This window comes from Micromonospora coriariae (assembly GCF_900091455.1).
In the GTDB taxonomy this organism is placed as follows: domain Bacteria; phylum Actinomycetota; class Actinomycetes; order Mycobacteriales; family Micromonosporaceae; genus Micromonospora; species Micromonospora coriariae.
Window position 1 is genome coordinate 4,906,886 of record NZ_LT607412.1, and the last position, 13,304, is coordinate 4,920,189.

Annotated in this window: 10 protein-coding genes and 6 pseudogenes; 6 read left to right on the top strand and 10 right to left on the bottom strand. The window is 70.6% G+C overall.

Annotation, left to right across the window (positions count from 1 at the left end; genetic code table 11):
• Positions 1 to 41: 41 nt before the first annotated feature.
• Both GA0070607_RS22800 and GA0070607_RS34170 read left to right on the top strand, forming a co-directional pair.
• A pseudogene (locus GA0070607_RS22800) lies at positions 42 to 256 on the top strand (IS110 family transposase); the annotation flags it as partial.
• 608 nt (positions 257 to 864) lie between these two features.
• Positions 865 to 1,366: pseudogene (locus tag GA0070607_RS34170) on the top strand (hypothetical protein); the annotation flags it as partial.
• Here GA0070607_RS34170 and GA0070607_RS22810 read toward each other — a convergent pair.
• The 5 genes and pseudogenes from GA0070607_RS22810 to GA0070607_RS33995 form a co-directional block, all read right to left on the bottom strand.
• A pseudogene (locus tag GA0070607_RS22810) lies at positions 1,334 to 1,614 on the bottom strand (glycoside hydrolase family 15 protein); the annotation flags it as partial. The pseudogenes GA0070607_RS34170 and GA0070607_RS22810 overlap by 33 nt on opposite strands.
• A 382-nt stretch (positions 1,615 to 1,996) precedes the next feature.
• The gene (locus GA0070607_RS22815; RefSeq protein ID WP_197701117.1) at positions 1,997 to 3,508 is read right to left on the bottom strand and encodes a glycoside hydrolase family 15 protein; all 1,512 of its coding nucleotides are present in this window, start codon (positions 3,506 to 3,508) and stop codon (positions 1,997 to 1,999) included.
• Between the two features lie 59 nt (positions 3,509 to 3,567).
• Positions 3,568 to 3,840, bottom strand: a complete 273-nt coding sequence (locus GA0070607_RS33015; protein ID WP_197701118.1) for a trehalase-like domain-containing protein — start codon at positions 3,838 to 3,840, stop codon at positions 3,568 to 3,570.
• A complete protein-coding gene (locus GA0070607_RS33990; RefSeq protein WP_331716465.1) occupies positions 3,837 to 4,328 on the bottom strand; it encodes an LLM class flavin-dependent oxidoreductase in 492 nt (163 codons plus the stop codon). The genes GA0070607_RS33015 and GA0070607_RS33990 overlap by 4 nt, the downstream gene beginning before the upstream one ends.
• Positions 4,238 to 5,578: an LLM class flavin-dependent oxidoreductase gene (locus GA0070607_RS33995; protein WP_331716429.1), complete on the bottom strand. Its 1,341-nt coding sequence runs from the start codon at positions 5,576 to 5,578 to the stop codon at positions 4,238 to 4,240. The genes GA0070607_RS33990 and GA0070607_RS33995 overlap by 91 nt, the downstream gene beginning before the upstream one ends.
• Before the next feature lie 62 nt (positions 5,579 to 5,640).
• Between GA0070607_RS33995 and GA0070607_RS22830 the strand changes: the two genes are divergently transcribed.
• The 4 genes and pseudogenes from GA0070607_RS22830 to GA0070607_RS22845 all read left to right on the top strand — a co-directional run.
• On the top strand, positions 5,641 to 6,858 hold the full coding sequence (locus tag GA0070607_RS22830; protein ID WP_089020016.1) for a D-arabinono-1,4-lactone oxidase: 1,218 nt from the start codon (positions 5,641 to 5,643) through the stop codon (positions 6,856 to 6,858).
• Positions 6,855 to 7,232 carry a sensory rhodopsin transducer gene (locus GA0070607_RS22835; RefSeq protein WP_089020017.1) on the top strand — a complete coding sequence of 126 codons (378 nt, stop codon included), beginning with the start codon at positions 6,855 to 6,857 and terminating at the stop codon, positions 7,230 to 7,232. Before GA0070607_RS22830 ends, GA0070607_RS22835 begins: the two co-directional genes overlap by 4 nt.
• A gap of 200 nt (positions 7,233 to 7,432) precedes the next feature.
• A pseudogene (locus tag GA0070607_RS33495) lies at positions 7,433 to 7,717 on the top strand (FUSC family protein); the annotation flags it as partial.
• 654 nt (positions 7,718 to 8,371) lie between these two features.
• Positions 8,372 to 8,632, top strand: a pseudogene (locus GA0070607_RS22845) (ATP-binding protein); the annotation flags it as partial.
• Positions 8,633 to 9,507: 875 nt separating this feature from the next.
• On the opposite strand, the gene GA0070607_RS32465 reads toward GA0070607_RS22845, so the two are convergent.
• The 5 genes and pseudogenes from GA0070607_RS32465 to GA0070607_RS22875 form a co-directional block, all read right to left on the bottom strand.
• On the bottom strand, positions 9,508 to 9,849 hold the full coding sequence (locus tag GA0070607_RS32465) for a nuclear transport factor 2 family protein (protein ID WP_231931193.1): 342 nt from the start codon (positions 9,847 to 9,849) through the stop codon (positions 9,508 to 9,510).
• A 2-nt stretch (positions 9,850 to 9,851) separates the two neighbouring features.
• Positions 9,852 to 10,544: a dioxygenase family protein gene (locus GA0070607_RS22855; protein ID WP_157743208.1), complete on the bottom strand. Its 693-nt coding sequence runs from the start codon at positions 10,542 to 10,544 to the stop codon at positions 9,852 to 9,854.
• Between the two features lie 851 nt (positions 10,545 to 11,395).
• The gene (locus tag GA0070607_RS22865) at positions 11,396 to 11,725 is read right to left on the bottom strand and encodes a heterodisulfide reductase-related iron-sulfur binding cluster (protein WP_089020019.1); all 330 of its coding nucleotides are present in this window, start codon (positions 11,723 to 11,725) and stop codon (positions 11,396 to 11,398) included.
• A gap of 91 nt (positions 11,726 to 11,816) precedes the next feature.
• Positions 11,817 to 12,497 carry a tetratricopeptide repeat protein gene (locus GA0070607_RS22870; RefSeq protein WP_089020020.1) on the bottom strand — a complete coding sequence of 227 codons (681 nt, stop codon included), beginning with the start codon at positions 12,495 to 12,497 and terminating at the stop codon, positions 11,817 to 11,819.
• A 370-nt stretch (positions 12,498 to 12,867) separates the two neighbouring features.
• Positions 12,868 to 13,239, bottom strand: a pseudogene (locus GA0070607_RS22875) (ATP-binding cassette domain-containing protein); the annotation flags it as partial.
• Between the last annotated feature and the right edge of the window lie 65 nt (positions 13,240 to 13,304).

Genomic DNA, 13,304 nt, shown 5'->3' on the forward strand with positions numbered 1-13,304 from the left:
GCCAGGGATCCGAACCAGCTCCGACACGCGAAGGAGTACAGGTGCAGGTGTACTGCGGTATCGACTGGGCTGAGCGGCATCACGATGTGGCCCTGGTCGACCAAGACGGCAACCTCGTGGCCAAGAAACGCCTCCACGAGACCGTCGAAGGATCCGCCCAGCTCGTGGACATGTTGGCCGCGGCGGGCGACAGCGCGCACGCCCCGACCCGGTAGCGATCGAGACACCGCGCGGCCTGCTGGTCGCGGCGCTACGGGCGATCGTCGAGGGTGTGGTGTTCGGTGAAGCCGGCCCGGTGTCTCGTGGCCAGGTCAACGCCGATCTCCAGCGAGTCCGTCAGCCACGGGATCCAGGCACCGCTCCGCTTGTTGGCCGCAGGGCGGGCCGGCCAAGCAATAGCATTCGGCACACGAGATCAGGCAGCAGGACAGTTCGCCTGCCGAGCGGCGGTGATACGGCCGAAGGGTCTGCGCGGTCACGCCGACATGCAACACTGACCACATGGACCAGCCGGTCATCGCAGAGTTCCAGGGCGGGCCCCTCGACGGTACCCGCCGGATTCAGCAGGACCTGCCGTCGACCTACGTCGAGCCGACTCCAGGGACGGCCACCGGAGACCTCGCTGGGCGATCACATCAGCGGAGAGGCACCTCGATGGTCTATGAGCTATTGATCGACGCGGCGAGCGGGAGACCCGACGCTGACGGCTCCGGACTGTACCGGTACGAGTTCCGGGGCTACCGGCACGGTAAGTAGGCCTTGCCCACCGCCACCACCCGCGCCGAAACCGAGGATGAGAACCAGGTGCAGATGGGTGGAACCTCAAGCTCGTAACTTTTTCATCAGGATGCCGAGCCGGACTCCGAGGCCGTGCTCCGCGCAGCCGGGGTGCAGACCGACGTCCTGCTCTGGCTGCTGCGGCCTGGCCGGCAACTTCGGTTTCGAACAGGGACACTACGAGGTATCCGAGGCATGCGCCGAGCGAGTTCTGCTGCCGGCCGTGCGGGACGCCGCGGACACTGACGTGCTCCTCGCCGACGGCTTCAGCTGCCGCACCCAGGTGACGGCCTGCTCCCGCAACCGATTCACGTCCTCGTCGTCGGGCACTCCTCGTTCCGAGTTCCGTCAACCGCTGATCCGCCTCCTTGCGTCGATCCACGCGGCGAACCGGCACCGGCCGGTTCCTCGTACCAGCGCACACCGAGATCGCTGGCGGCGTGGGCGACGCGGACCCCTGAGGAATGCTGCCGGCGGGTGCCGGGTGGCTGCCTCGCCGGAGCGTCACGGCCGGCGGGCTCGGCGCAGCCGGAGTTCGGCCGGTGCCCGCGGCCGCTCACGCCTCACCGACAGGAGTTGGCTGGCCTAGGCTCACTGCCGTTTCCAGCATCAGCGCATGCACGAACGCCTGCGGCAGGTTGCCGCGCAACTGCCGCTGGCCGACGTCGTACTCCTCGGTGTAGAGGCCCGGCGGCCCGCACGCCGCTCGGTTGCGCTCGAACCATCGGTTTACCCCGACCGGGTCGCCGCCTTCAAGGCGGCGAGCGCTGCCGCGAAGCCGCAGAGCAGAAACGCGCCCGCCGCGTCGCCGAGCCACCGCCGGGCCTGGCGGCGACGCACCTCGACGACCTTGCCAGCTCGCTGGGCGATCTGTCCTACGCGATCGACGATCTCGAAGCCCGGCGGGCGGCCGCGTTCCGGGTTCGCCGGACAACCCGGCACCTCGTACACGACCTCAACGTGCACACGTCCCCGATTCCGGAATCACAAGAGGCAATCACCGTCACCCTGATCAAGATCGTCGTCGCCGACATCGTGGTCTTCGCCGACGCCGATCAGGTGGGAACGTAAGGACGCCGAGTACCGCAGGGCATCACGCTGCGCGAGGGGTTGCCGGTTGGCGCGGGCAGAGACCCTGTTCCGCATCGCCCGGTTGTCGGCCCCGCACACGTCCGCCGCGTCACGGACGCCTCGCCGCGCCGTTCGGCGACGTCGCGCCTCACGTGGGTGGTGGTGGCGGGACCGGCCGGCCGGCGGGCACCGGTCGGGCGCGTTCGGCCCAGGTGTGCAGGGCGTCGCGGTCGCCGGCGGCGTCCAGGTTGAGCGCTGCCTCGATGAGGGCGAGGTGGGTGAACGCCTGAGGATAATTGCCCAGGGCGGTTCCGTCGCCGGCGAGTTGTTCGGAGTAGAAGCCGAGCGGTCCCGCGTATGCGCTGAGTTGGTTGAAGAGCTGCCGTGCCGAGTCTCGCTCGCCGGCCAGCACGAGGGCGGAGACCAGTTCGAACGAGCAGAGCAGGAACGCCCCCTCCTCGCCGGGCAGCCCGTCGTCCGCCTGGTACCGGCGGATCAGGGCGGGGCCGATCGCGAGTCGCTGCCGGATCCGGTCGATGGTGGCGAGCATCCGCGGGTCGTCAGCGGGGAGGAAGCCGACCAGCGGGATCCGCAGCAGGGACGCGTCGAGATCAGTGCAGCCGTACGCCAGCACGAAGCTGCCCGCCGCGTCGTCGTAGCCGCGGTCGAGGACCTCGGCGCGCAGGTCGTCGCGGGCCTGCCGCCAGCTGTCGACGGCGGCGGCGCGGTCGTCGAGCAGGTCGGCCAGGCGGATGCCCCGGTCGAGGCAGACCCAGGTCATCACCTTCGAGTTGACGTAGTGCCGGCGGGGGCCGCGAATCTCCCAGGTGCCGTGGTCGGGTTCGCGCCACCGCCGCGCCATGGTGTCGACGTGCCGCCGCAGCAGCCGCCACTGGTCGCCGGTCAGGTCGCCGGTGAGCTGCTGGTAGACCAGCGCGGCGTCGAGGATGTGACCGTAGGTGTCGAACTGGACCTGGTCGGCGGCCTCGTTGCCGGTGCGGACCGGTCGCGAGTCGGCATAGCCGGACAGGTGCGGCAGTTCCCGCTCGGTGGTGGTGTGGCCGTGGATGCCGACGAGCGGGGCGATCGGGTCCGCCTGCGTGGCGCAGATGTCCAGCAGGAAGTGCAGGTACCGCCGGCCCTCCTCGGCGTGACCGAGTCGGAACAGGGCGAGCAGTAGCAGCGAAGCGTCCCGGTGCCAGGTGAACCGGTAGTCCCAGTTCCGCACCCCGCCGATCTCCTCGGGCAGCGCGGTGGTGGCGGCGGCCAGCAGGGCGCCGGTCTCGTCGAACGACACGCCGCGCAGCACCAGGGCGCTGCGCCGGACGGCCTCGGCGGCGAAGCCGGCGTAGTCGCTGCGGCCGGACCAGTCCCGCCAGGTGCGGCAGGTCCGATCGAGCAGCCCGGTCGGATCCGGCGCCGGCCCCGCGGCGTCGCCGTAGTCGAGCAGGATGGTGGCCGTCCGGCCGGCGGGCAGTTCCACCTCGGCGGTCAGCGCCGCCCCGTCCGCGACGAGCGGCAGGTCCGCGCCGACCCGCAGCGGAACCCCGGAGGCGTGCCACCGGCCGTCGACCTGCGTCCAGCCGGTGGCCCCGGCGCCGAAGCCGGGTCGTGGGGTGATCCGAACCATCAGCCGCACCACACCGCGCTCGGCCGTCACCTGGCGGACCAGTACCTTGCCGGCCCGGATCGGTTGCGCGGCGTCGCCCGGCCCGACGGCTAGGAAGTCTCGGCCGACGGCCCTGCCGCCCGGCCCGTCGCACTCGCTGTGTAGCACCAGGGTGTCCGGCAGGTACCGGCGGGCCGCTGCCGGGCAGCCGTCGACGGTGAGCGAGAACCGCCGCCGACCTGTCGGTCGAGCAACCGGGCGAAGACGGCGTCACCCTCGAAGTGCGGTACGCAGAACCATTCGACCGTCCCGTCCGGTGCGACCAGCGCGGCGGTGTGGGTGTCGGAGAGGAAGGCGTACGAGTCGACGGGCGGGAAGCTCATACCAGCTCCGGCAGCACGCGGGAGCCGAAGACCTCCAGGAATCCGTCCTGGTCCCGCCCGACATGGTGCAGGTAGATCTCGTCGACGCCCAGGTCAGCGTACTCGCGCAGCCAGTGAGTGTGCCGGCCGGTGTCGCTGGAGACCAGCACGTGCTCCCGCATGTCCTCCGGGCGGACGTAGGCGGTGGCCTCGGCGAAGTCGTCCGGGGTGGCCAGGTCCCAGCCGAGATCGCTGCCGAGGATGGCGGTACGCCACTGCTCGTGGGCCACCCGTAGGGCGGTCTCCTCGTCGGCGGCCCAGGACAGGTGCACCTGCAGCAGCACCGGCCCGCCACCCCCGCCGTCCCGGTACGCGTCGACCACCTGCCGTACCCTGTCGATGCCCTGGTTGATGGTGATCAGCCCGTCCGCCCAGGAACCCGCCCAGCGGGCGGTCTCCGGGTGACCGCCGCCGCGTACACCGGTGGCGGCTGCGCCGGCCGCGACCACAGCACCGCCCGGTCGACGGTGACCAGCCCCCTGTGGTCGACGCACTCGCCGGCGAACAGGGCGCGGATCACCTGCACGCACTCCCGCAGCCGGGCGTTGCGTTCCGGCGTGGCCGGCCACCGGGCGCCGGTGATGTGCTCGTTGAGCGCCTGGCCGCTGCCGAGGGCGAGCCAGAACCGACCCGGGAACATCTCCGTCAGGGTGGCCGCGGCCTGCGCGACGATGGCCGGGTGGTAGCGCTGGCCGGGCGCGTTCACCACGCCCAGCGGCAGGTCGGTACGGGCCAGCGCCGCCCCCAGCCAGGACCAGGCGAACCCGGAGTGGCCCTGCTCCGCCCCAAACGGGGCGAAGTGGTCCGAGCACATTGCGCGGGTGAAACCGGCCGCCCGGGCCGCCTCGACCAGCCGCAGCAGCGCGCTCGGCGGGAACTGCTCGTGCGAGGCGTGGAAGCCGAGGACCGGCATGGGCTCCTCCCGCCGTCGGTGCTCCGCCGGGTGCGGATGACCCGGTTTACCCGCCCTTCCCGCGCGGAAACGACGCCCGCACCCGGCGGCACGACGCCCCGAACCGGCCGGGCAGGATCCCTTCCTGGCCGGGCAGGCTGCCGAGCAGGACGGCGCGGCTGCTGCGTGGGCCAGGTCCTCCGCCACGTTGCCCAGCAGCTTCTCGTCGAGCCCGTGCCCCAGCCGCCCGATCACCAGCAGGTCCACGTCGCGGACGTCGGCGACGGCCAGGATGGCGTCGGCCGGGTGGCCGGCCACGATCTCCGTGCTCGCGTCGCCCAACCCGTCCGGCAGGGTGCGGGCAACCTCGTCCAGCATCCGCCGGGCCCGCTGGCGCTCCGCGTCCGCCTCAAGGTCAACCAGGTCCGGGTCGGTGACGGTGACCAGGACCAGCTCGCTGGTGGTCCCGGTCAGCGCGTGGGCGACGGCGCGCAGCGCCCGGTCGGAGTCGGGTGAGCCGTCCAGGCCGACCAGCACGCGCAGGCCGGGCCGGGTGGGTGCCGGCGCCCGGAAGCGGACGTCGAACCGCTGCGGGGCGGCCCGACCACGCTCGACGGCGATCGGGACGAGCAGCGGGCCGGGCAGCCCGCCGACGAGGTACCAGAGCAGGTTGCGGTGCCCGCCGCGGGTGACGAAGACCGCCGCGGTAGCCAGTCCCGTCGCCAGCCAGGCCACCAGCGCCAGCTGGGCCCAGCCCAGCTCAGCCATGGTGGCTCCGGGCGTGGGCGGTGCGGGCGGGTCGGTCATGCCGGTGAATACTCCCGGCGGCGGTGGGTACGCCACCGCGTCCAGTCGGGGGAAGAAGGGTCGTGGGACACGAGTTCGTCAACTGGTCCGGCAGCCTGTCCTTCACGCCCGCCGAGTACGCGGAACCGGCCGACGAGGACGAGGTCCGCGCCCTCGTGCGGCGCGCCCGGCAGGACGGAACCCCGGTCCGCCCGGTGGGCTCGGGGCACTCGTCGAGCCCGCTGGTCCGGACCGACGGGATCCTGCTCAGCCTGGACCGGATGGCCGGAGTGATCTCCGACCGGGGCAACCTGGCCACGGTGTGGGCGGGCACAAGGCTGAAGACGCTGGGGGAGGGCCTGTACGACGCCGGTCTGGCGATGGACAACCTCGGCGACGTGGACTACCAGTCGATCGCCGGGGCGACCGCCACCGGCACCCACGGCACCGGCCTCCGCTTCGGGAACCTGTCCACCCAGGTGGCCGGCGTCCGACTGGTCACCGGCACGGGCGAGATCCTGGACATCGGCGCGGACAGCAACCCCGAACTCCTGCCGGCGGTGCGGTTGTCCCTCGGCGCCCTAGGCGTGGTCACCCAGGTCACCCTCCAGGTGCAGCCCCGCTACGACCTGCACCGACGGTCCTGGTGCGCCCCCATCGACTGGACCCTCGACCACCTCGCGGAGCTCCAGCACACCAACCGCAACATGGACTTCTACTGGTACCCACGCAGCGACCAAACGCAGATCCGGGTGATGAACCGAGCCGACGAGACACCCGAGCAGCAGGTCTGGGCCCTGCCCCGGGTGCCCAGGTCGGACCCGTGGGCACAGCCCCGCGAGGTCCAGGTCGGACCGACGCACCGCACCATCCCCCGGCACCGCGAGCTGCGATTCGAGGAGATCGAGTACATGCTGCCGGCGGAGGCGTTCCCGGCCTGCTTCGCCGAGGTCCGGCGGCGGATCCGGGAACAGCACCGCCGGGTGGCCGGATGGCGGGTGCTGGTGCGCAGCATCGCCGCCGACGACATCTGGCTCAGCAACGCGTACGGCCGGCCCACCACCACCATCGCCTGCCTTCAGAACACCTCGCTGCCCTACGAGGAGTACTTCCGGGACATGGAGGCGGTCTTCCGGCAGTACGGCGGCCGGCCGCACTGGGGCAAGAAACACTGGCTGACCGCCCGCCAGCTGCGCCCCCTCTATCCCCGCTGGGACGACTTCCAGGCGCTGCGGCGCCGACTCGACCCGGACGGGGTGTTCCTCAGCCCCGACCAGACCCGGCTGCTGGAGGAGCGGTGATCCCGGAAATCGGCGCGCGGACCTGGGTGGTACCCGGCGGGCACGTGCCGTTTCCCAACCACGGCCCGGAACCGGAGTTCACCGGCTTCGACCAGCTCTGCGTACTCAACGCCACCGACCGGGACGCCGAGCTCGACCTGGACATCTACTACGAGGACGCGGACCCGGTCGGGCCGTACCGGATCCTGGTCGGCGCCCGGCGCATCCGGCATGTCCGGGTCAACGATCTGATCGACCCTGCGGCGGTACGGCTGGACCGGCCCTACGGGTGCGTGCTGCGCTCGCCGGTGCCGGTGGTGGTGCAGTTCCTCCGGCAGGACACCCGGCTGCCGGGCGTTGTCGCGCTCACTGGCACGATGGCCCATCCCGCATGACAGCGGCGAAGGTTCGCGACCGTCCGCGCCGGGTATGTCCGGCCACGCGGTTCCCGGCGGACACACGGTGACGACGGCACTGCGGGTCCGGTTGCGGCACGCTGGCCGGACGGGTCGCCGCCGGTTGGAGACGTACCTCATCGTGGTCGGCGCAGGCCGGCCTGGCCGCGACCCTGGCCTGGCTGGCAGCCCGGGAGCTGCTGGGCAACCAGGATCCGACCTTCGCCCCGGCTGCAGCGGTCGGTGTGATCGCCGCCGCACTGGGCAACCGGGCCCGACGCACCGTGGAGCTGGTCGTCGGGGTGTTACTCGGCATCTTCGTCGGCGATACGCTGGTGGAAATCCTGGGTACCGGCCCGTGGCAGACGGGCGTCATCGTCTTCCTGTCGGCGGCGGTGGCTGCGGCGGCTCGCGGCACCGGTGCGCTGATGACCCAAGCCGGCGGTACCGCGGTGCTGGTCGCCACCGTCACCCCCACCTCGCCCGACCTGGAGTGGTCCCGGACCGCCAACGCGACGGTCGGGGGAGCGATCGGCCTGCTGGTGGTGCTGGTGCTCGCCCCGTTGAACCCGATGCGCACCGTACGCCGGGTCGCGGACCCGACACTGAACCTTTTCGCCCGGGAAATGACCGCCTCGGCGGAGGCGCTGGCCCGCGCTGACGCCCGCGCCGCTCAGGAGATCTTGCACCGGATGCGCGCCGCGAAGCCACAGCTGGAGCGGCTCAGCGAGGCGGTGACCGCCGCCGAGGAGGTCGTCCGGCTCTCCCCGGTGCGCTGGCGCCGCCGTCGAACGCTGGCCGCATACGGGCGGGGCTGTCGAGCACATGGACCGGGCCTTCCGCAACAGCCAGGCCATGGTGCGCCGCATCGGCACCACGCTGCCCGACGAGGAACCGGTCCCGGCCGACCTGCCCGCCGCCGTCGAACGTCTCGGCGAGGCCGTGCGGATGCTGCACCGCGAGTTCCTCGCCGCCCGCGAACCCGTGCAGACGCGCGAGCGGGTGCTGAGCGCGGTGCGGGAAGCCGACGAGGCATGCCGGCAAGACACTGGATTCTCCGGCACCCATCGTCGTGGCGCAGCTGCGCACTGTTGCCAATGACATGCTCCGCGCCACCGGGGTGTCCAGCAACGAGGCCCGGCTACATCCCGTTCGAAGCCGAAGCGGCGAACCTGTTCTTCCAGCTGGTCTCCAACCGCTACGAACGAGCCAGTCTGATCGTCACGTCCAACAAGCCCTTCGGAAGGTGGGGCGAAGTCTTCGGCGACGACGTCGTCGCCGCAGCCATGATCGACCGCCTCGTCCACCACGCCGAAGTGATCTCGATGAAGGGCGACAGCTACCGGCTCAAAGACCGCGACCTCGGCCGCGTTCCTGCAGCCACCAAGACCAACGACTGAACATCAACAACCAGCGAGGGGGCCAACATTCGGCCGGAACAGAGGGGTCAAAGTTCAGCCGGCGTTGACACGGGTCAGCCCGGCTTGGGCGCCTCAGCCGGCTTCCCGCCTGCACCGGGTCCTCTCGCGGTGGTGGTCTCTCGATGCTGCCTCGCAACGTCCGGTGTGCGGCATGACGGCGGCAGCGGATCCGGGGACCGGGCGAAAGCAGGCTTCAATCGCTGGACCCGTCGGCTTCGACCGGTCAGGGGTGCGCCGTTCACCCATCTGAGCAGGCACGGGAAGAAGTATCACGCGTGCTCGCCGAGCGAATCTGAGTACGCCGACTCATGCTCGGCCGGGTTGAGCCGCCCACGCTGGGCGGCATGACGTCTGAGGCGGTCGGCACAGGTCGGCGGGGTGGCCCGATCGTGGGATTCCTGGTCCTGGTCTGGGTCTGCGGGCTGATCGCGGCGGCCGTGTGGTGCCGGCTGGCAGCACTTCCGGTGTGCGCCGGTCACCCTCCGCCACGTCGGACAGGGTGGGGGAGTGGGGGAGTCGGGTTGCTGCCCGACCCGGTCGATGACCCCTAGGCCAGATGCTGGCTCGGCGGGTCGACAACGTGCCCGTGGTGGTCTACCGCGACGGCCGAAATCACCGTCGGCTAAGCGGTCCAGCGGCCCACGCGACCAGCGATGCCGGACGGCTGATGGCCCGGATCCGGATACGCACGTCGTCCGTGTTGGCTGGCTGCGCTCCTGCGTAATGCCGAGCTGGTGGTGCAGCCGCGGCATGCGTCCCCTAAGTGGGCGGCCCCTCAGCATTCCGGGCTTCGGTGGAGCGGTTCCTCGCATGTAGCCGGACGGCAGGCACGCAGGTCATTCCGACCGCGATTTTTAGCTCGCGTACGCCTGCATTGAAGTGATCATGGCCTGGTCGTCGAAGGTCATGGTGTCGATGACGTCTCTGGTGGGGCCTTCGGCTGGTGTGGCGCGGAAGTGGAACGCGGCGTGGTGGTCGGCGATCGCCACCATGACGAGTTCCATTGTCCGTTGCTCGGTGAGCACGCCGGCAAAGTGCTGCTCGATGGCCGTTCGGCCGGTGACTGGGGATCCGCCAGCGGGATCATGCAGGCGGGCATCCGGTGTGTAGAGGTCTGCCAGTGCGGTAGCGTCGGCGGCGCCGACGGCGGCGAGGTGAGCCTCGATGGTGGTCCTGATCTGCTCCGTGCTGGCCACGATCAACCGTCGCTTTCCGCCGAAGGACCCGCAGCCGAGGCAGGTCGCGCTTGCCGGTCGAGGACGACGCAGAGGACTCCGGTGTAGCCGGTCGTCGGATCTCCGTGCAGGTCCAGGATCATCTGCTCTCCGCCGTCGGCGAAGATGCTGTCGGTGGCGTTGGTGGTGTCGCGCTGCGGCCGGCCCCGATAGGGCGGGCGACTGAACACCTCGTCGGTGACCGTGTCGGGGAAGTAGAGCTGCGTGGTCACCGAGCGGTCGCCGAGGTGCGCGATGAGGTGGATGTGCACGGTGCGGCTGGCATACCAGCCCGGGTAGATCGTGTTGAACGCGCACATCCCGCGCTCGTCGGTGCGCTGGCTGCCCCGCAGGTACGTCTCACCGGCGGCGGTCACATCGTGCGGCACCGACTCCGAGGTGACCACCTGTCCCGGTCTCGCTTCGAATGGCTGGAAGCCGGAGTATCGGCCCACGTGGTCGGCCTGCCAGACCTCGACGAGGACGTCCGCGAGGGGGGTGGTGGCGTCCGCCGCCAGTAGGCGTAGCCCGAGGCGCAGCGGGAGACCATCGCGGTCCTCGGTGATCGCCCGACGCTCGGGATGCACAGCTCGGTGGTATGGGCCCTGCGTCTGCTCGACCAACAACCGGCAGGCGACTTCGGTCGAGGCCAGTAGTTCGACGAGGTCCTCCTCCACCGTCCCAGTATGGTCCGCCGTTCCTTGCGGCGCCCGCGGTTTGCCGGCCGCCACCCGCGTAACCGATGCTTCTACCCACGGGGGCGGTTATGGCAGACGAGACACCTGACTACTTCGAGCCGGAGGGCGGGGCGGTGCTCACGCACTTGCTGATAGTCCGGGACATCGATCGGCCCCGCGAGTTCTATCGCGGGTGACCGTCCCCTGCTTTTGCGAAGATCAACCGCGTTAGCTGCACCCACGCCGGTTCGGAGTCACCGAGGTTGGCGGCGTCCGCACTCATTTGCCGCTGACAAGGCGCGGCGTCCCTGAGCACACGACACCCGGGCGTACCTACCGTCGGGTCGCTCGCCGCGTAGCAGCGTTACCCCGCGCCTATCGATGCCGCGTTCGGCGGGGGCGGCAGGCGGGAAGGGCGTCGGGCAGTATCGGCGCATGTCGTCTCCCGAGCTGCTGCGAATACGAGATCTCGTGCCGGATTTTCCGGCGTACGCCGATTAGCGCGGGGCGTTAGACCGTGCGGGTTGACCGGAGCTTTGGCGGTCTCGCTACCTTGACCGTCACCCGCGGATCTTCAGTGAGCTGGACGGGGAGGGGGTGGTCACGTCCTGACGACCTCGCCGCGATTTCTGGGCCGGCTGCACGAGGACACCGCTGACCTCATGGCCCGCTCCGCAGCGCTGCGCGCGCTCCTGCCGAGTCGGGTCGCGGCGGTCGCGGGGGAGGGCGGCCCGGTTGACTGCATCGTGCTGGTGGGATGCAGCGGGCCAATGGCTGGGCCGAGAGCGCGACGGAGTCACCGACGGGATCGGTGACGACTGTGAACTGATCGAACATGGGTCACCTCGACGCTATGGGGAACGGGGGTCAGCGGTGACGGTGTATCCCGCCGTCAGGACGGGGTTCTCTGGTGCAGCAACTCGTCGACGCCTCGTCCGCGGATCGAGGCGTCGAGGACTGTCGCCGCCGGCGCGGGTCACCGAGGCGGCGACCTGCATCAGGCAGCCGGGGTTGGCGGTGACGAGCAGCCGCGCCCCGGTGGCCAGTACGGTGCGGGCCTTGCGGTCGCCGAGTTCGGCGGCCGGCCCGGGGTGGAGGATGTTCCAGATGCCCGCCGAGCCGCAGCAGATCTCCGGATCGGCGATCTCCCGCAGCTCCAGGCCGGGGATGTCGCGCAGCAGCCGGCGGGGCTGCGCGCTTTCTGGCTAAGCACGATGGTGGCGCGGTGGTAACCGTCTCTGCAGCGGGTTGCGGCTGCGCGCCGTGTCGGGTTCAGCCGCCATTCATCGGGTCATCGGCACGTTCGGACCTAGCCAGCATCTCCGCCCTCATCTGCCGGGTCTGGTTGACCTGTGGCAGGTACGCCGGCTCGATAGCCGCCGCCTCCCGGTAGTCGTCGACTGATGCGTCGACGTCGACGAGCGCCTCGCCGTAGCGGCCGAGAGCGGCGAGGCTTTCGGCTCGATAGCGCCGTGCACTAGCCAGGTATGCCTTGTGCTCGTGGTCGACCGCCGCCAGTGGGATCCGGACGGCGAGGGCCTCCGCCCAGGCGGTCACCGCCTCGGCGTGCCGGCCGGCCAGGTGGAATGCGATCGCCTGGTCGTGCAGTGCCTTGACCAACTCCGGCCGGTCCGCCGCCATGTCCTGCCACAGCGCAATCGCTTCGGCTCGAGCGGCGATCTCCTCGTCGTGACGGCTCTGTCGACACAGGCAGTACGACGATGCCGACAGGCTGCTGGCGAGCCACTCCCCGCATGCGGGGTCGAGGTTTCGCAGCTTTCGGCTCGCGGCGACTGCCATCCGGTAGGCGGCGGTGGACCTCTGGGTTTGCCCGGACCGTTCCAGCCCGCGGCCTAGGTTAAGCGCGGCATCGACGAGCGACGGGCTGTACCGACGCGGAAACAGCCGTGTCCCGACGCGCAGTAGCGCGGTCCGGATCCGCAACACGATCACCGGCACATCATTTCCGCTGTGATGTACCCGGTCAACCGGCTCGACGAGGCTGAGGCTAGTAGAGCCTTCAGAAGCGGGGCGACTGCCGTTCATCCGGTTCTGCCTGCCAGCTCCATCCGAACGTGCCGCATCCTTAGAAAGCCAGCGAACGCTGTGATGCGCGACCGACTCCAATGAACACAGCCGGCATGACACCGAGGGCAGGGGACCACAGGAGCCACAACCGCTGACACCCGACGCGGCAGCGACTCCTCGGTGCTGTCCCGCAACGACCGGTGCGCCGGGCGTCGATACGACGGCTGCAGCGGAGCCGGGCGCCGGGCAACAACCGCCTTCAACCGCTGAATCCCATCAACGGCGACCCCGGGCATCAGGCACCCACCGTCGCGCCCGGTCGGTCGCGGTAACCGTCGGCCTGCAACGCGAACAGCCGGGCGTACGTGCCGTGCAGATTGATCAGCTCGTCGTGGCTGCCGGCCTCGACGACCCGGCCCGCGTCTAAGACCACGATGCGGTCGGCGTCGCGGAGCGTGCTCGCCGGTGCGAGATCAGCAGGCTGGTACCGCCGCGACGGTACGTGCGCAGGGGTGTGCACGCTGTGTTCGGCCTGCGCGTCGAGACCCGAACTGGGCTCGTCAAGAATGAGCAGGTCGGCCTCGGTACGCATCACCGAACGGGCCAGCGCCACCCGCTGCCACTGGCCGCCGGACAGGGCGGTGCCCGGTGCTCGGTGATGTCGGTTACCCACAGCAGGTTCGGCGCCGATCGGGTGAAGTCGCGGTTGACCAGGTCGCTGGCCGTGGGGTC